Origin of the sequence: Cupriavidus sp. KK10, assembly GCF_018223725.1 — a bacterium.
Lineage (GTDB): Bacteria > Pseudomonadota > Gammaproteobacteria > Burkholderiales > Burkholderiaceae > Cupriavidus > Cupriavidus necator.
Genome location: NZ_CP073677.1, coordinates 4,952,922 through 4,970,352 on the forward strand (window position 1 = coordinate 4,952,922; position 17,431 = coordinate 4,970,352).

16 protein-coding genes are annotated in these 17,431 nt (G+C 67.5%); all 16 read right to left on the bottom strand.

Annotated features, from left to right (window positions below; genetic code table 11):
- Positions 1–39: 39 nt before the first annotated feature.
- The 16 genes from KB879_RS23075 to clpB all read right to left on the bottom strand — a co-directional run bounded on the left by KB879_RS23075 (position 40) and on the right by clpB (position 17,387).
- A complete protein-coding gene (locus tag KB879_RS23075) occupies positions 40–1,215 on the bottom strand; it encodes a sensor histidine kinase (RefSeq protein WP_013957099.1) in 1,176 nt (391 codons plus the stop codon).
- Between the two features lie 62 nt (positions 1,216–1,277).
- The gene (locus KB879_RS23080) at positions 1,278–1,646 is read right to left on the bottom strand and encodes a terminase (protein ID WP_153953593.1); all 369 of its coding nucleotides are present in this window, start codon (positions 1,644–1,646) and stop codon (positions 1,278–1,280) included.
- A 267-nt stretch (positions 1,647–1,913) separates the two neighbouring features.
- A complete protein-coding gene (locus KB879_RS23085) occupies positions 1,914–2,858 on the bottom strand; it encodes a CysB family HTH-type transcriptional regulator (protein ID WP_013957101.1) in 945 nt (314 codons plus the stop codon).
- Positions 2,855–3,964, bottom strand: coding sequence for a sulfate/molybdate ABC transporter ATP-binding protein (locus tag KB879_RS23090; RefSeq protein WP_013957102.1), 1,110 nt, complete (start codon positions 3,962–3,964; stop codon positions 2,855–2,857). Before KB879_RS23090 ends, KB879_RS23085 begins: the two co-directional genes overlap by 4 nt.
- Complete coding sequence (gene cysW, locus KB879_RS23095) at positions 3,961–4,890, bottom strand: sulfate ABC transporter permease subunit CysW (RefSeq protein WP_013957103.1); 930 nt, start codon at positions 4,888–4,890, stop codon at positions 3,961–3,963. Before cysW ends, KB879_RS23090 begins: the two co-directional genes overlap by 4 nt.
- A gap of 1 nt (position 4,891) precedes the next feature.
- A complete protein-coding gene (gene cysT, locus KB879_RS23100) occupies positions 4,892–5,854 on the bottom strand; it encodes a sulfate ABC transporter permease subunit CysT (protein WP_211979838.1) in 963 nt (320 codons plus the stop codon).
- Between the two features lie 158 nt (positions 5,855–6,012).
- A complete protein-coding gene (locus KB879_RS23105; protein WP_211979839.1) occupies positions 6,013–6,684 on the bottom strand; it encodes an alpha/beta hydrolase in 672 nt (223 codons plus the stop codon).
- Positions 6,681–7,532, bottom strand: a complete 852-nt coding sequence (locus KB879_RS23110) for an EAL domain-containing protein (RefSeq protein ID WP_013957106.1) — start codon at positions 7,530–7,532, stop codon at positions 6,681–6,683. Before KB879_RS23110 ends, KB879_RS23105 begins: the two co-directional genes overlap by 4 nt.
- A 187-nt stretch (positions 7,533–7,719) precedes the next feature.
- On the bottom strand, positions 7,720–8,637 hold the full coding sequence (locus KB879_RS23115) for an ATP-binding cassette domain-containing protein (RefSeq protein ID WP_211979840.1): 918 nt from the start codon (positions 8,635–8,637) through the stop codon (positions 7,720–7,722).
- Positions 8,638–8,672: 35 nt separating this feature from the next.
- Entirely contained in the window at positions 8,673–9,476 is an 804-nt protein-coding gene (ssuC, locus tag KB879_RS23120; protein ID WP_153953598.1) for an aliphatic sulfonate ABC transporter permease SsuC, read from the bottom strand.
- Between the two features lie 13 nt (positions 9,477–9,489).
- Positions 9,490–10,653, bottom strand: a complete 1,164-nt coding sequence (gene ssuD, locus KB879_RS23125; protein ID WP_011615572.1) for an FMNH2-dependent alkanesulfonate monooxygenase — start codon at positions 10,651–10,653, stop codon at positions 9,490–9,492.
- Between the two features lie 35 nt (positions 10,654–10,688).
- Entirely contained in the window at positions 10,689–11,717 is a 1,029-nt protein-coding gene (locus tag KB879_RS23130; protein WP_211979841.1) for a sulfonate ABC transporter substrate-binding protein, read from the bottom strand.
- Between the two features lie 158 nt (positions 11,718–11,875).
- Positions 11,876–12,499, bottom strand: coding sequence for an NADPH-dependent FMN reductase (gene ssuE, locus KB879_RS23135; protein WP_211979842.1), 624 nt, complete (start codon positions 12,497–12,499; stop codon positions 11,876–11,878).
- A 73-nt stretch (positions 12,500–12,572) separates the two neighbouring features.
- Complete coding sequence (locus KB879_RS23140) at positions 12,573–13,577, bottom strand: sulfate ABC transporter substrate-binding protein (RefSeq protein ID WP_013957111.1); 1,005 nt, start codon at positions 13,575–13,577, stop codon at positions 12,573–12,575.
- Positions 13,578–13,976: 399 nt separating this feature from the next.
- The gene (locus tag KB879_RS23145) at positions 13,977–14,519 is read right to left on the bottom strand and encodes a bacterioferritin (protein ID WP_013957112.1); all 543 of its coding nucleotides are present in this window, start codon (positions 14,517–14,519) and stop codon (positions 13,977–13,979) included.
- Between the two features lie 279 nt (positions 14,520–14,798).
- A complete protein-coding gene (clpB, locus tag KB879_RS23150) occupies positions 14,799–17,387 on the bottom strand; it encodes an ATP-dependent chaperone ClpB (protein WP_211979843.1) in 2,589 nt (862 codons plus the stop codon).
- Positions 17,388–17,431 lie beyond the last annotated feature (44 nt).

The window sequence follows — 17,431 nt, forward strand, 5'->3', positions numbered from 1 at the left end:
CAGCCGTTCTTCTTGTCAGGCGTGCTGGCAGGCGGGCGCTCAGAGCCGTTGCATGGCCGGGGTCGATACTGGCATGCCCTCCGGCACGCTGGTGACTGTCTGGGTCAGGGTGGGCGCTTCGGCCGGGCGCTCCAGCGGCAGCGTCAGCCGCACCACCACGCCGCGCGGGGTGTTCTCTTCCATCTGCATGGAGGCCGCCGCGCCAAAGATGCGCGCCAGCCGCTCGCGCACATGGGTGATGCCCAGGCCCGAGCCCTTGCCCGAGGCATGGCCGAAGCCGACGCCGGTATCGGCGATGACGACCTGCACCGCATTGTCGCCGGCCGCGCGCGCCGACAACTGGATATGGCCGCCGATCATGCAGGGCTCGATGCCGTGCGTGACCGCGTTTTCCACCAGCGGCTGGATCAGCATGGGCGGGATCTCTACCTTCGCCAGTTCCCGCGGCAGGTCAATGTCGAACGAGAGCCGCTGGCCGAAGCGCATACCCTGGATGTCCAGGTAGCTGCGCAGCAGCTCGAACTCCTGCCGCAGCGTGCATTGCTCGGCGCGGGTATGTGCCAGCGACATGCGCAGGAAACCGATCAGGCGCTGCAGCAGCTGGCGCGCGGCGGGCGGGTCGGTGGCGATCAACCCGTCGAGGTTGGCCAGCGAGTTGAACAGGAAATGCGGCTCGATCTGCGCCTGCAGCGCCATCAGCTGTGCGCGCACCAGTTGCTTTTCAGCTTCCTCGCGCTGCAGGGCGTCCAGCGCGGCTTGACGCTCCAGCGAGGCCAGCTTCTCGCGCGACCAGTAGAAATAGATCATCGAGGCCGCGGCCAGCATGCCCACCACCAGGCACATGCGCAGCATGCCGCCGGCTTCGTCCGCCGATTTGGGCGGCAGGTCCAGCACCACGCGCGTGGCCCAACTGCCGAACACCACGCCTGCGGGCACCGCGGCGGCGGCCAGCAGCAGGAAGGGCCAGCGGCGCGGCCGGTCGTTCCACCAGATCACCACGCGCGGAATGTCGATCAGCACCCAGATCGACAGGCCGATCAGCTGGCTGTAGACAAAGTTGTGCCACAGGCTGCCGCCGGTCTGGAAGCCGTAGTTCAGGCTGATGGCGATCACCGAGTTCATGCACAGCACGAACAGCAGGTCGCGCCCGAGGATATTGAGCCGGGAGGGGATGGCGGTGGCGACGTTGGAGAAGCAGCGGTCCATGGCGTTCATGTTAGCGCGGACTGAGCCTGGCGCAATGCGGGAATGTGATGAGGCGGGCAGCGCGGGCCACCTCAGCCACCCTGCCCGGCACGCCGGCCGGCCAGCGCGCGCCACCATTGCCCGGACAGCACATAGCGGGGGAATGTGATCCACTGCTCGGCCAGGATGCGGCCCGCGATGTCCGCCGGCCCGGCAAAGGGTTCCGGTGCATGGGCTTCCAGCCGGTGTCCGCGGCCCTGCAGCGCCATCGACATACCCATGCACACCAGCCCCAGCGCCACCGCTGGCAGGCTCAGGTGCAGCAGGCCGTAGAGGCCCAGCACGGTGCCGGCCATGAACATCGGCACGGCCACGATATGCAGCAGCAGGTTGCGGGGATGCTGGTGGTTGCGGGCATAGCCGCGCCACTGCCAGCGCAGCAGCGGTTCGTCTTCGCGCATGATCGTCTCTCTCTCCCTTGCCCGGCCTTTGCAGACCGGCGGCCGCGCGCAAGCTTTGTTGCGCTGCGGTACACGTGCGACGCTCGCCGGACGGCAAGCCGCGGGCACGTGCAAGGAATGTACCCCTCACCCGGGCACGAAGAAAGTCTCTTGCGACGAACGGCGGGCACGGGGCGCGAACGGCACCGTGCCGGAGCGGATGGCGCAGGCCGGCGGCGCTCGGGTGCCCCCTGCGCCGCCTGGCCGCCACCCGCGGTCAGGCCGGAATCAGGCCGCCAGGGCTTGGCGCTCTTGCTCTGAGAGCGCGCTGCTGACGGTGTCGGGCGACAGGTGCGGCGCGAACATGTTGATAAAGGCGTGCGCATAGCCGCGCAGGTAAGCGCCCCGCCGCACCGCCACGCTGGTGGTGTTGGGCGCGAACAGGTGGTCGGCCGAGATCCGCACCAGGCCGGAATCCTTGCGCTCGTCATAGGCCATCGAGGCAATGATGCCCACGCCCAGGTCCAGTTCGGCGTAGGTCTTGATCACGTCGGCGTCCAGCGCGGTCAGCACGATCTCCGGCTGCAGGCCGGCCTCGGCAAAGGCGCTGTCGATCTTGCGGCGGCCGGTGAAGCCGGCGTCGTAGGTGATGAGCTGGAAGCCGGCCACGTCTTCGAGCGTCGGCTCGGGCAGGCGCGTGAGCGGATGGCCGGGCGAGACCACCAGCACGTGCCGCCAGCTGTAGGCCTCGAACGAGGTCAGCCCGGCCTCGGTGGCCAGGGCCTCGGTGGCGATGCCGATATCGGCCTGCCCCGTCAGCAGCAGCTCAACGATATGCGTGGGAGACGCCTCCTGCAGTGCCAGCGTCACATGCGGGTATTCGCGGCGGAATGCCTGCACCACGCGCGGCAGTGCATAGCGCGCCTGGGTGTGGGTGGTGGCAACGGTCAGGCGGCCGGTATGGCGGCCGGCGTATTCGTCGCCGGCCTGGCGCAGGTTCTCGGCCTCAAGCAGCAGGCGTTCGACGATGCGCACGATCTCGCGCCCCGGCTCGGTCAGCCCGGTCAGGCGCTTGCCGTAGCGCTCGAAGATCTCCACGCCCAGTTCTTCTTCCAGCTCGCGGATCTGGCGCGACACGCCGGGCTGCGAGGTGTAGAGCGCATTGGCGACTTCGGTCAGGTTGAACTGGCGGCGCACCGCCTCGCGGATCGATCGGAGTTGCTGGAAGTTCATGTCGTCGCCTTTTCTTGTTGGGTGGACGTGGTACGCGGTTGCGTGAACACACGCAGCTGGCGCGGGCGCACCGCGAGCAGTTCGCCTTCGCGGAAGCCCGCGTGGCGGAAGCGCTCAAGCGGAAGCGCGACTTCGATCACGTCCTGATTGTCTTCGCGTTCGAGCTCAAGCTGCGCGACTGGGCCCAGCGTCAGCGCGCGGCGCAGCGTCACGGCGATGCCGTCGGCGCCGGGCGCGTAGCGCTCCAGGTCCAGGTCATGCGGGCGCACATAGGCCACCGCGTCGCCGGCGGTCTCATGGCCGCTGCCGACCACCGGCAGCACCGCTTCGCCGGTATGCAGCAGGCCGCCGCTCTCGCCCACCTCCAGCCGGCCGTGGAACAGGTTCACGTTGCCGAGGAAGCCGAACACGAAGGGCGTGGCCGGATGGTTGTAGACCGCCTCGGGCGAGCCGTACTGCTCCACGTGGCCGCGGTTCATCAGCACCACCTGGTCGGCCACTTCCAGCGCCTCTTCCTGGTCATGGGTGACGAACACGCTGGTCACGTGCAGTTCATCGTGCAGGCGGCGCAGCCAGCGGCGCAGCTCCTTGCGCACCTTGGCGTCAAGCGCGCCGAAGGGTTCATCCAGCAGCAGCACGCGCGGCTCCACCGCCAGCGCGCGGGCCAGCGCGATACGCTGGCGCTGGCCGCCGGAGAGCTGCGACGGGTAGCGGTCGGCCAGCCAGTCGAGCTGCACCAACTCCAGCAGCGAACGCACCTTGTCGCGGATCTGCGCTTCGCTCGGGCGCTCGGCGCGCGGCTTGACGCGCAGGCCGAAGGCCACGTTCTCGAACACGCTCATATGCTTGAACAGCGCATAGTGCTGGAACACGAAGCCCACCTGGCGCTGGCGCACATGCTGGTCCGAGGCATCGCGCCCGGCCAGCACGATCTGGCCCGCGTCGGCGCGCTCCAGGCCGGCGATGATGCGCAGCAGCGTGGTCTTGCCGCAGCCGGACGGCCCCAGCAGCGCGGTCAGCTCGCCCTCGTCGAAATCGAGCGAGACGTTGTCCAGCGCGACAAAGTCGCCAAAGCGCTTCTCTACGTTCTTGACCTGGATGCTCATGATGCTTGTCCTTGCAAACTTGCCAGCGGCCGCTCGGGTGCAGCCTCTTCGGTTTCCTTGCGGGCGCGGAATTCCACCAGCGTCTTGATGCCGAGGGTGACCAGTGCCAGCAGTGTCAGCAGCGAGGCCACCGCAAAGGCCGCCGCGAAGTTGTACTCGTTGTAGAGGATCTCCACATGCAGCGGCATGGTGTTGGTCAGCCCGCGGATATGGCCCGACACCACCGACACCGCGCCGAACTCGCCCATCGCCCGTGCATTGCACAGGATCACGCCGTACAGCAGGCCCCAGCGGATATTGGGCAGCGTGATATGGCGGAAGGTCTGCCAGCCCGAGGCGCCCAGCACGATCGCGGCCTCTTCTTCTTCACTGCCCTGCGCCTGCATCAACGGGATCAGCTCGCGCGCAACAAAGGGGAAGGTCACGAAGATGGTCGCCAGCACGATGCCCGGCACCGCGAACATGATCTTGATGTCGTGCGCTTCCAGCCACGGCCCCAGCCAGCCCTGCGCGCCGAACAGCAGCACGTAGACCAGGCCGGAGATCACCGGCGACACCGAGAACGGCAGGTCGATCAGCGTGATCAGCAGGTTCTTGCCGCGGAAGTCGAACTTGGCAATGGCCCACGCCGCCGCCACGCCGAACACCACGTTCAGCGGCACCGCGATCGCCGCCACCGTCAGCGTGAGCTGGATCGCGGCGAGTGCGTCGGGTTCGATCAACGCTTCCCAGTAGGTCTGCACGCCCTTGCGCAAGGCTTCATAGAACACCGAGGCCAGCGGCACGAACAGGAACAGCGTGAGGAACAGCACTGCCACCGTGATCAGCGTGTAGCGCACCCACGGCGCTTCGCCAGTGGCGTCAAACCTGTGATGGGCCTGGGCGTTGGCTTGCCCGCCCAAGCGTCCCGCAACTGCGCCGGCCATGTCAGAACTCCTTGCCCGTGGCGGGCGCTTCGGGTGCCAGCGCGGCGCGCACACCGGATTGATGGCGGCGCGTCCAGGCCTGCAGCAGGTTGATCAGCAGCAGCAGACCGAAGGAAATCACCAGCATCACCACCGCCACCGCGGTGGCGCCGGCATAGTCGTATTGCTCCAGCTTGGAATAGATCATCAGCGGCGCGATCTCGGACACCATCGGCATGTTGCCGGAGATAAAGACCACCGAGCCGTACTCGCCGGTGGCGCGCGCGAACGACAGGGCAAACCCGGTCAGCAGCGCCGGCAGGATGGCGGGCAGGATCACGCGCTGGAAGGTCTGCAGGCGGTTGGCGCCCAGGCTCGCGGCCGCTTCTTCCAGCTCCTGCTCAACGTCCTCCAGCACCGGCTGCACCGTGCGCACCACGAACGGCAGGCCGATAAAGGTCAGCGCCACCACCACGCCCAGCGGCGTGAACGCGACCTTGATGCCGAGCGGCTCAAGATAGCGGCCAATCCAGCCATTGCCGGCGAACAGCGCCGTAAGCGCAATACCGGCCACCGCCGTGGGCAGCGCGAACGGCAGGTCCACCAGCGCGTCGATCAGGCGCTTGCCCGGGAAGCGGTAGCGCACCAGCACCCAGGCCACCACCAGCCCGAACACCGTATTGACGATGGCCGCCACCAGCGACGCGCCAAAGCTCAGCTGCAGCGACGCCACCACGCGCGGCGCCGTGACCGAGGTCCAGAACGCGTCCCACGTCATCGTGAACGTCTTCAGGAACGTGGCCGACAGCGGGATCAGGACAATCAGCGTCAGGTAGAACAGCGTGAAGCCGAGCGACAGGCCGAAGCCGGGCAGCACGGTAAAGCGCTGCCTGGACGGGTTGCGCGGCGCGCGCGTGGCGCTGGAGTCAGGGGCACGGGGAGCGGCTGGCGGCGGATTGTCCGCCAGGGAAATGGATGGAGGCATGTCGTCTCGTCTGTGAGCGGTGCGCCGCCGGACCCTGATGGCTGGTCCCGGCGGGCCGTTCTTTGTGACGCCAGCGCATATTGCGCCGGCCTACGAGACAGATTCTGCAGAGTCGCCCTTATAAACAGAACGAATCTTTATGAATTTTCTTAGACGGTTTAGATATAAGGGACGGTAGACACAACCTCGATGCCAGACTCCCAGGCGGCGGATGACTCACTTATGGAGCCGGCATCGCCTGCCTGCGCGATGCGCTGGACCAGGGTATCGAGCAGCGCGAGGCCTTCAGGCCACTCACCCAGTGCGGAATCGGCATTGATGTGGCCCAGGCTGCCCGCATCGACCAGCTCACTGCCCCACAGCGTGCCCCAGCTGAAAGCGGTGCGCTGCGGCATCCAGGGATCGTTGCAGCTGGCTACCATGATGGTCGGGAACGGCAGCCGGTAGGCCGGCAGCAGCGCCGCCACGCCAAATTTGTCCGGATCGGCCGGCGCCACCAGCAATGCGCCGGCAATGCCGACCGGATCCAGCGCCGCCTGGCGCAGCGACGCCAGGCAGCCAAAGCTGTGCGCCACCAGCACCGCGCCGCGCGCGGCCACGCGCTGGGCGCGCATCACGCCTTCGGAGACACGCTCGGCCCACAGCGGCAGGCTGGGGCGCGACCAGTCGTGCTGCTCCACCCGCTGCCAGTCCGGGAAGCGCTGCTCCCAGCGGCTCTGCCAGTGTCCCGGGCCGCTGCCATGCAGCCCCGGCACGGTCAGCACCTGCAGGTGCCGCGGGATGTCCAGGCGCGTGCCATGAGCGCCGGAAAGCCGGTTCGCTTGCGTCATACCACCTCCTTGTCCAATGCATGCGCGGCGCTCGCCAGGCCTGCGCGCAGCCCTGCCGCACTGACCGGCGCGCCGGCGAAGGCGCCCTGCCCCAGGCCGATGCCCGCGGCCTGCAGGCGCTCGATGCTTTCGGCGTTCTGCAGGCGCCGCCCGATCAGCGTTACGCCGGCACTGGCCGCGCTGGCACGCAGGCCCGACAGCTGGCGGTCGGTCCAGGTGCGGCGCATGTCCAGCTTGAGCCAGTCCGGCAACGCGTGCGCCATCAGTGCACCGGCTTCCGCCGGATCCGACGCCTGCAGGCTTACCGCGAAACCGTTGCGCCGATAGTTGCCAACGACATGCAACAGCAGTGACAGGTCGTCATTGGCGCTGGCCGGCACCTGGATCACAAAGCGCTCCAGCGGCAGGCCCAGCGATTGCAATGCGCGCCGGAAGGCAGCGCCGTGGTCGTCGGTGACCGCGGCCAGCAGCCGGTTATGCACGTTCAGCACCAGCTTGTGCTCGCCCTCGGCGGCAAAGTAGTTGATGGCATGCAGCAGGCGCGAAAGCCGGTCCAGCGACACCAGGGTGTTGTCGTCGGCCGCCATCGCAAACAGCTTCCATGCCGCCAGGCCCACGCCGTCCTCTGCGTACGTGTGGATCGAACCCTCATGTGCCACCACCTGCCGGTCTGCCAGCGTCACCAGCGGCTCGAACGCGCTGGTCAGCGAGCAGTTGAAGAACTGGCCCTGCACCTGCCCGCGCGCGTCGCGCCACAATTGCCGGTCAGCCAGCGGCTGGCGCGGCAGCGATTCCAGATAACGTTGGAGCGCAGGCACTGCGCCCGCGGGTTCATGCACGCCTGGCATGGCATTCCTTCGGTTGACCGGGCCCCTCGGCCTCGTGGTCGGATTAGTGATGACGGGCGCTCCATGCGCCCTCTGTGCTGTCGCACCGCATCGGCCTGCCTGCTCATGATAGGAGGTCAGCGGGCGCGAGCGAATGAAGATTACGGCCTGTCGATATGCGCGGCGCACATTGCCGCAGGTGGCACGCTCAAGTTGCCCAGCTCACGTTCAGCTGCGCGGTCGTGGCGCCAGGTTCGGCATGCGCACCGGCATGCGACGGTACCTGCCCCTGCGCCTGCGGCGCTTGCCGCATCACCCGCTGCAGCACCTTCGCCTCCAGTCGCGCAAAGCCAGCCGCGCCGCGTTCGCGCGGGCGCGCCAGCGCCACGCGCTCATCCATGGCGATGCGGCCCTCCTCGATCAGCACGATGCGGTCGGCCAGCGCCACCGCTTCGGACACGTCGTGCGTGACCAGCAGCGCCGTGAAGCCAAGGCGGCGCCACAGCGACTCAATCAGCCCCTGCATCTCGATGCGCGTGAGCGCATCCAGCGCGCCCAGCGGCTCGTCCAGCAGCAACAGCTGCGGGTGGTGGACCAGCGCACGCGCCAGGGCCACGCGCTGGCGCTGGCCACCGGACAGCCGTGCGGGCCAGGCCTGCGCGCGGTCGGCCAGGCCCACCTGCGCCAGCACATTGGCGGCTTCACTGCGGCGTGCGCGCGGCAGGCCCAGCGCGACGTTGTCCAGCACGCGCTTCCACGGCAGCAGCCTTGCGTCCTGGAACATCACGCGCACGTCGGCGTGCCGCGCGCGGCCTTTCGCCGCGGATTCACCGTCGACGGTGATGCTTCCGCCATCGGCCGCTTCCAGCCCCGCCACCAGCCGCAGCAGCGTGCTCTTGCCGCAGCCGCTGCGCCCGACGATCGCCAGGAACTCGCCCGGCGCCACGTCCAGCGCCACGTTGTGCAGCACTTCGCGGCCGTCATAGCGCTTGACCACCTGGCGCACGTGCAACGCCACACCACCCGCCGTGCGCGGCACCTCGGCCACCGGACGGGCCGCCTCGCGGCGCGCCAGGCCGGCTTCCAGTTCGGCCAAAGCCGCTTGTTCCACCGGATACATCTGCATCTCGATCTCCTTGCTTGATTGGGGCGACGGGCCGCTCAGGCCGCGGCGTAGCCCGGATGCCAGCGCAGCCAGTAGCGCTCAAGCCCGCGCGACAACCAGTCGGCCAGCTTGCCCAGCAGCGCATAGAGCAGGATGCCCACCAGCACCACGTCGGTTTGCAAGAACTCACGCGCGTTCATGGTCATGTAGCCGATGCCCGATTGCGCGGAGATGGTCTCCGCCACGATCAGCACCACCCACATCAACCCCAGCGCGAAACGCACGCCCACCAGGATGCCCGGCAGCGCGCCGGGCAGGATGACCTCGCGGTACAGCTGCCAGCCAGACAGGCCGTAGCTGCGTGCCATCTCCACCAGTCCCGTATCGACCGAGCGGATGCCGTGATACGTGTTCAGGTAGACCGGGAAGAACACGCCCAGCGACACCAGGAACAGCTTGGCAGTCTCGTCGATGCCGAACCACAGGATCACCAGCGGAATCAGCGCCAGCGCCGGGATATTGCGCACCATCTGCAGCGTGCTGTCGAGCAGCGTGGCCGCGGTGCGGAAGGTGCCGGTCAGCAGCCCCAGCAGCAGGCCCAGCCCGCCGCCGATGGCAAACCCCACCAGCGCGCGCCAGGTGCTGACCCCTACGTGCTTCCACAGCTCGCCCGAGCGCGCCAGTTCCCAGGCAGCCTGCACCACGGCCAGCGGGGCCGGCAGCACGCGGCTGGAGAGCCAGCCGTTCTGCGAGGCCAGCTGCCAGACCACGATCAGCAGCACCGGCACGATCCACGGAGCCAGCGCGCGCGCCAGTGCCTGAGGTGCCTGACGCGGCGGCTGCGATAGAGGAGCGTTCATGGTTGCCCTCCCCTCAACTCTGCGCGGCGCGCGGCACGATGCCTGTCGCCATGACTTCACCGAACGGACCCGACAGCACCTTGCCCGGCAGCTTGTCGCGCACCGAGCGCGGCAGCAGCGGGAACACCAGTTCGGCAAAGCGGTAGGCCTCTTCCAGGTGCGGGTAGCCGGACAGCACGAAGGTGTCGATGCCCAGCTCGGCGTATTCGCGCATGCGCTCGGCCACGGTGTGCGGATCGCCCACCAGCGCGGTGCCGGCACCGCCGCGCACCAGGCCAACGCCAGCCCACAGGTTGGGGCTGATCTCCAGCGCCTCGCGCGTGCGGCGCGCGCCGCCCGCGTGCAGCGCGGCCATGCGGCGCTGCCCTTCGGAATCCATCTTGGCGAACACGGCTTGCGCACGCGCCACGGTCTCGTCATCGAGCCGGCTGATCAGATCATCGGCCGCAGCCCAGGCGGCGGCTTCGGTCTCGCGCACGATCACATGCAGGCGGATGCCGAACTTCACCGTGCGGCCATGGCGCGCGGCCTGGCGGCGTACGTCGTCGAGCTTCTGCGCCACGTCAGCGGGTGGCTCGCCCCAGGTCAGGTAGGTATCGACCTGCTCGCCGGCCAGCGCATGCGCCGGCGCCGACGAACCGCCGAAGTACACCGGCGGATGCGGCTGCTGCAGCGGCGGATAGAGGACGGTGGCACCTTTCACGCTCAGGTGCTTGCCCTCGTAGTCCACCTTGTCCCCGTCATGGCTGGCCGCCAGCACCTGGCGCCAGATGCGCAGGAACTCGGCCGAGGCCTCGTAGCGCGCGGTGTGGTCCAGGAACAGGCCGTCGCCTTCCAGCTCGGCGGTATCGCCGCCGGTGACCAGGTTGATCAGCAGCCGGCCGTTGGAGATGCGGTCGAAGGTTGCCGCCATCCGTGCGGCCAGCGTCGGCGCCATCAGGCCGGGGCGCACCGCGACCAGGAATTTCAGGCGCTGCGTGACGGCCGCCAGCGCCGATGCCGCCACCCATGGGTCTTCGCACGAGCGCCCGGTCGGGATCAGCACGCCTTCGTAGCCCAGCGTATCGGCGGCCACGGCAACCTGCTTCAGGTAATCGAAGCTAACCTCGCGCGCGCCTTCCGAAGTGCCGAGGTAGCGGCTGTCGCCGTGGGTGGGGATGAACCAGAATACCTGCATGTCGTTGTCCTTTTTGTTCCTGGCGATGGAGGTGGCTATCGCTTCGCCTGCTGCTGCGGCACGTCCCAGCGCGCATCGGCCACCTTGACCGGCTTGGGGATCAGCTTGAGCGAGTGGAAGGCGTCGGCGATGCGTTGCTGCTCGGCCATTACCTCGGCGCTGACCGGGCGTGCGCCGTAGGAGAAGCGCGAGACGGCAAGCTCAAGCACGTCGGCCGGCAGCCCGGTTTCGCCGGTCAGCACCGTGGTGGCCTCCTTGGGGTTCTTTTGCGCCCAGGTGCCCAGCGTGGCCAGTTCGTCCAGGATCAGGCTGACGATCTCCGGCTTTGCTTGTGCATAGGGGCGCGAGGCCAGGTAGAACTGGTGGTTGCTGACCACGTTCTTGCCATCCGCGCCGCGGCCATCGGCGAGCACGCGCGCGCCCAGTTGCTTCTCGGCTGCGGCGAGGAACGGGTCCCAGATCACCCAGGCATCGACCGCCCCGCGCTCGAAGGCGGCACGCGCATCCGCCGGCGGCAGGTAGACCGGCTGGATCTCGCTGTACGGGATGCCGGCCTTCTCCAGCTGGCGCACCAGCAGGTAATGCACGTTCGAGCCCTTGTTCAGCGCCACGCGCTTGCCGCGCAGTTCCGCCACCGAACGGAGCGCCGAGCCCTTGGGCACGACGATGGCCTCGGCCACCGGCGCCGGCGGCTCATTGCCGACGTAGACCAGCTGCGCCCCCGCGGCCTGCGCAAAGATCGGCGGCGCCTCGCCGACGGTGCCGAAATCGACGGCACCGACGTTCAGCCCCTCAAGCAGTTGCGGCCCGGCGGGGAACTCGGTCCATTTGACGGTGATGCCTTGCGGCGCCAGGCGTTTTTCCAGCGAGCCGCGCGCCTTCAGCAGCGTCAGCGTGCCGTATTTCTGGTAACCGATGCGCAGCACCTTGGGGTCGATGTTCTTCGACTGCGCTTCGGCGCGGCCGGGCAATAGTCCGTAGGCCAGGCCGGTGGCAAGCACCAGCGCGGCGGTAATCAGGCGGCGGCGCTGGCTGGCCGCGCGCAACGGGTTGGTCAGTGTCATGCGATGTCCTCCATGGCCCGGGGCAATGCCCTGCTGGCCGGATTGATGTCCAGGATGGTGGCGGCAGCACGCATCCCTGCCGGCCCCGCGTGGCGGGTGGCATGGCGTCGCTGCCGTCGCGCCGGGCAGGCCGGCGCCACTTCAGTCAATCAGTCAGTTCAGGCGGAACATCGCTCGGCCACCGCGATCGCGGCGGCGCGTTGGACCAGGGCGCCGGGCACCACATCGAGCGGCACCTCGATGCGCGAATGCGCCAGCGCATCGCGCACGCGCAGCACGCCCTCGTCCAGGCGTGCCGACAGCGCGGCATCGAAGCGCGCCTGGCGCACGCCGGCGGCTTCAAAGGATTCGATCTGCTGGTCCACGGCAAAGATGCCGGGCAGGATCTGGCGCGAGCCCAGCGCGGACAGCACCGGGCGCAGCGCGTAGTCGATCGCCAGCGCATGGGCCAGGCTGCCGCCGGTGGCGATCGGCAGCACGATCTTGTCGCGCAGGCCGGTCTGCGGCAGCAGGTCCAGGAAGGCCTTGAGCAGGCCGCTGTAGGCGGCCTTGTAGACCGGCGTGGCCAGTACCACCACCTGCGCCTCGGACACGGCATGCGTGGCGGCGGCGATGACGGGGTCGTCCACGCGTGCCGCCAGCAGCGGGCCTGCGGGCAGGTCGCGCAGGTCGAGGTGGCGGGTGCGTTCGCCGGCAGCCTCAAGCGTGGCACGCAGGTGCGCCAGCACTAAGCCGGAGCGGGACTGGACCGACGGGCTGCCGGAGAGCGTCAGGATGGACATCGGGCTTCCTTATTCTGATGGACCGGTCGGCGCCGCGGCCGCCCCACGCGGCCCGGCGCGCCGGCCTCGTGGTTTATTTCTTGCCGGGCTGGTAGATCTGGTCGAACGTGCCGCCATCGGCAAAGTGGGTCTTCTGGGCTTTCTGCCATCCGCCGAAGGCTTCATCGATGGTGAACAGCTTCACCTTCGGGAAGTTGGCCGCGTACTTGGCCGCCACCTTCTCCGAGATCGGGCGGTAGTAGTTCTTCGCCGCGATCTCCTGGCCTTCTTCGGTGTACAGGAACTGCAGGTAGGCCTCGGCCGCCTTGCGCGTGCCCTTCTTGTCGACCACCTTGTCGACCACGGCCACCGGCGGCTCGGCCAGGATCGACACCGACGGCGCGACGATATCGAACTTGTCCGGGCCCAGTTCCTTGATGGCCAGGATGGCTTCGTTCTCCCACGCGATCAGCACATCGCCCAGGCCGCGCTCGACAAAGGTGGTGGTGGCGCCGCGCGCGCCGGAATCCAGCACCGGCACATGCTTGAGCAACTCGCCGACAAACTCGCGCGCCTTGACGTCATTGCCGCCCGGCTGGCGCTGCGCATAGCCCCACGCCGCCAGGTAGTTCCAACGCGCGCCGCCGCTGGTCTTGGGGTTGGGCGTGATCACCTGCACGCCCGGCTTGACCAGGTCGCCCCAGTCCTTGATGCCCTTGGGGTTGCCCTTGCGCACCAGGAACACGATGGTCGAGGTGTACGGCGAGGCGTTGTGCGGCAGGCGCTTCTGCCAGTCCGGCTTGATCAGGCCCTTGTCCGCGATGGCGTCGATGTCATAGCCCAGCGCCAGCGTGACCACGTCGGCGTCCAGCCCGTCGATCACCGAGCGCGCCTGCTTGCCCGAGCCGCCGTGCGACTGGCGCACGGTCACGGCGTCGCCGCCTTGCGCCTTCCAGGCCTTGGCAAAGGCGGCATTGACGTCGACATACAGCTCGCGCGTCGGATCGTAGGAAACGTTCAGCAGGTTGGCGGCCGCTGCGGTCTGCGCCGCGCTCAGGGCGCCAAGTACGGCCAGGCTGATGGCCAGTTTGCGGATCATCTTGTATTGCTCCCGTCAGTGTCGTGAATGGGCGCGAGGCGCCTCTTGCCTTGCCCGCCTTGGGTGGCGGACTTGTGTCAGGAGCAAGACTACCGAGGGACCTATCTGAACGGAACGAATGGTTTCGCCGATGCTTCGCTGTTTTTTGCATAAGATCGGACGGAAATATGGGCATGCCTGCGGGCGCAGGCGCGGCGGGCGCAGGTGGCGCACGCAGGTGGCGCAATCGGCACGCACAAAAGAAAACGCCCGCACCGGCAAGCCGGTGCGGGCGAAGTTTCCATTCTGGAAACGGGTAGACAAGTCATGAAGAGCGCCCCCGCATCTCCATGACAGGACGAATCTTATCGGGCAGGCCGCTGGCGCGGCTTGACCAATATCAAGTGCGTGGCGATCCGGTCAGCCGCCGGACTGCCGGCTCAGCAGGTCGGCCATCTCGTCGGCATGCTCCTCTTCGACGGCGAGGATGCCCTCCATCATCCGGCGCGAGGTCGGGTCGCGCTCGCCCAGGAACCGGATGATTTCCCGGTAGCTGTCAATGGCGATACGCTCGGCAACCAGGTCTTCCTTGATCATTTCGGTCAGCGAGGTGCCCGCCACATATTCCGCGTGCGATCGGCTGGTGAGGCCGTCCGGGGCAAAGTCGGGCTCGCCGCCCAGCTGGACGATGCGCTCGGCAATCTGGTCAGCATGACCTTGTTCCTCGTTGGAATGGGCCAGGAATTCATCCGCCACGCTTTTCGAGTTCGGACCCTTGGCCATGTAGTAGTGTCGGCGATAGCGCAGCACGCAGACGATTTCGGTGGCCAGCGCAGCGTTGAGCAGCTTCAGCACGGTATCGCGATCCGCGGCATAGCCCGCGGTCACGGCGCCATCATCGATGTGCTTGCGGGCGCGCTCGCGCAATGTCTTGACGTCTGAGAGGAAAGGCTTGTCGGTCATTGAAGGGCTCCTTGGGGATGCGGCTGCGTCAGCGCAGCGCCTTGTAGGGAAACTCAACCCTTGTGCAACGCGAGAAGTGTGCCACTCGGCGGATAGCGCGGAACGGCGCGTCTGGCGACGACCCGTGGCATCGTGGCGTGAAAAAATTGCACGGGGCGGGACCGCCTTACACGCAATGCGCGATGGCAAGACAAAAAAAAACCCCTGCGTGGTATCGCAGGGGCCTGGCTATGATCGACTGCTTGTGTGCTCCGGCAGTCTATCGAGCCATGGGTAGCCTTAGTCCAGCTTCCGCCCGAACGTGAACTCGCCATCGACATAATCCACCGGCACCACATCCTTGGCGGCGAACTTGCCCTCCAGGATGGCCCGTGCCACCGGGTTCTCGATCTGCTGCTGGATCGCACGCTTGAGCGGGCGCGCGCCAAACACCGGGTCGTAGCCCGCGCTGGCGATCTTCTCCAGCGCCGTCTCGCTCACCTCCAGCGTCATATCCATGCGGGCCAGGCGGGCCTGCAGGCGATGCAGCTGGATGCGTGCGATCGACTCGATATGCTTCTGGTCCAGCGCGTGGAACACCACGACTTCATCGATCCGGTTCAGGAACTCCGGCCGGAAATGCGTGCGCACTTCCTGCCAGACCGCGCCCTTGATCGCTTCCTGCGGCTCGCCGGTCATCGACTGGATGATCTGCGACCCGAGGTTGGACGTCATCACGATCACCGTGTTCTTGAAGTCCACCGTGCGGCCCTGGCCATCGGTCAGGCGGCCGTCGTCCAGCACCTGCAGCAGCACGTTGAAGACGTCCGGGTGGGCCTTTTCGACTTCATCGAGCAGCACCACGCTGTACGGCTTGCGGCGCACGGCCTCGGTCAGGTAGCCGCCTTCCTCGTAGCCCACGTATCCCGGCGGCGCGCCGATCAGGCGGCTGACGCTGTGCTTCTCCATGAACTCGCTCATGTCGATGCGGATCAGGTGCTCTTCCGAATCGAACATGAACTCGGCCAGGGCCTTGCACAACTCGGTCTTGCCTACACCGGTCGGGCCCAGGAACAGGAACGAGCCATAGGGCCGGTTCTCGTCCGCCAGGCCGGCACGCGAACGGCGGATGGCGTCGGACACCAGCCGCACGGCTTCGTCCTGGCCCACCACGCGCGCATGCAGGCGGTCTTCCATCTTCAGCAGCTTCTCGCGCTCGCCCTGCATCATCTTCGATACCGGGATGCCGGTGGCGCGGCTCACCACTTCGGCGATTTCCTCGGCGCCCACCTGGGTGCGCAGCAGCTTGTTGGGCTGCTTCTGCTCGCTGGCCTCGGCGTCGGTCGCGGCCTTGAGCTTGCCTTCCAGGCCCGGCAGCTTGCCGTATTGCAGCTCGGCCACCTTGTCCAGCTTGCCTTCGCGCTGCAGCTTGGCGATCTCCAGCTTGACCTTCTCGATCTCTTCCTTGAGCGCGGCCGTGCCCTGCGCGGCGCCCTTCTCGGCCTTCCAGATCTCGTCCAGGTCGGCGTACTCCTTCTCCAGGCGCGCGATTTCCTGCTCGATCAGCTCCAGGCGCTTCATCGACGCCTCATCGGTCTCTTTCTTGACCGCCTCGCGCTCGATCTTCAGCTGGATGGTGCGGCGCTCGAGCTTGTCCATCGACTCCGGCTTGGAATCGATTTCCATCTTGATGCGCGCGGCCGCCTCGTCGATCAGGTCGATCGCCTTGTCGGGCAGGAAGCGGTCAGTGATATAGCGATGCGACAGCTCCGCCGCGGCGACGATGGCCGGGTCGGTGATCTCCACGCCGTGGTGCAGCTCATACTTTTCCTGCAGCCCGCGCAGGATGGCAATGGTGGCCTCAACGCTCGGCTCATCCACTAGCACTTTCTGGAAGCGGCGCTCCAGCGCGGCGTCCTTCTCGATGTACTTGCGGTACTCGTCCAGCGTGGTGGCGCCGATGCAATGCAGCTCGCCGCGCGCGAGCGCGGGCTTGAGCATGTTGCCCGCGTCGATCGCGCCCTCGGCCTTGCCGGCGCCGACCATGGTGTGGATCTCGTCGATGAAGACGATGGTCTGGCCCTCGTCCTTGGCGACGTCGTTCAGCACCGCCTTCAGACGTTCCTCGAACTCGCCGCGGTACTTGGCGCCGGCCAGCAGGCCGGCCATGTCCAGCACCAGCACGCGCTTGTTCTTCAGGCTCTCGGGCACTTCGCCGTTGACGATACGCTGCGCCAGGCCTTCGACGATCGCGGTCTTGCCCACGCCCGGCTCGCCGATCAGCACCGGGTTGTTCTTGGTGCGGCGCTGCAGGATCTGGATCGCGCGGCGGATCTCGTCGTCACGGCCGATCACGGGGTCGAGCTTGCCGATGCGGGCGCGCTCGGTCAGGTCGATGGTGTACTTCTTCAGTGCCTCGCGCTGGCCCTCGGCCTCTGCGCTGTTGACCGAATCGCCGCCGCGCACGGCCTGGATGGCCGACTCGAGCGACTTGCGGTTCAAGCCGTTTTCACGCGCGATGCGGCCGGCGTCGCCCTTGTCGTCGGCGACGGCCAGCAGGAACAGCTCGCTGGCGATGAACTGGTCGCCGCGCTTGATGGCTTCCTTCTCAGTGGCGTTGAGCAGGTTCACCAGGTCGCGGCCGATCTGGACCTCGCTGGTGCCCTGCACTTGCGGCAGGCGCTTGATGGCGGCGTCTAGCGCGCTCTGCAGGCCCTGCACGTTGACGCCGGCGCGCGCCAGCAGCGCCTTGGCGGCGCCGTCGTCCTGCGCCAGCAGCGCGCGCAGCAGGTGCTGCGGTTCGATGTATTGGTTGTCGTTGCCCAGTGCCAGGCTTTGCGCATCAGCCAGCGCTTCCTGGAACCGGGTGGTCAGCTTGTCAAGACGCATAAGGATTCCCTCTCTCGGATAAGGTCGTGTCCTGATGCGGGGGC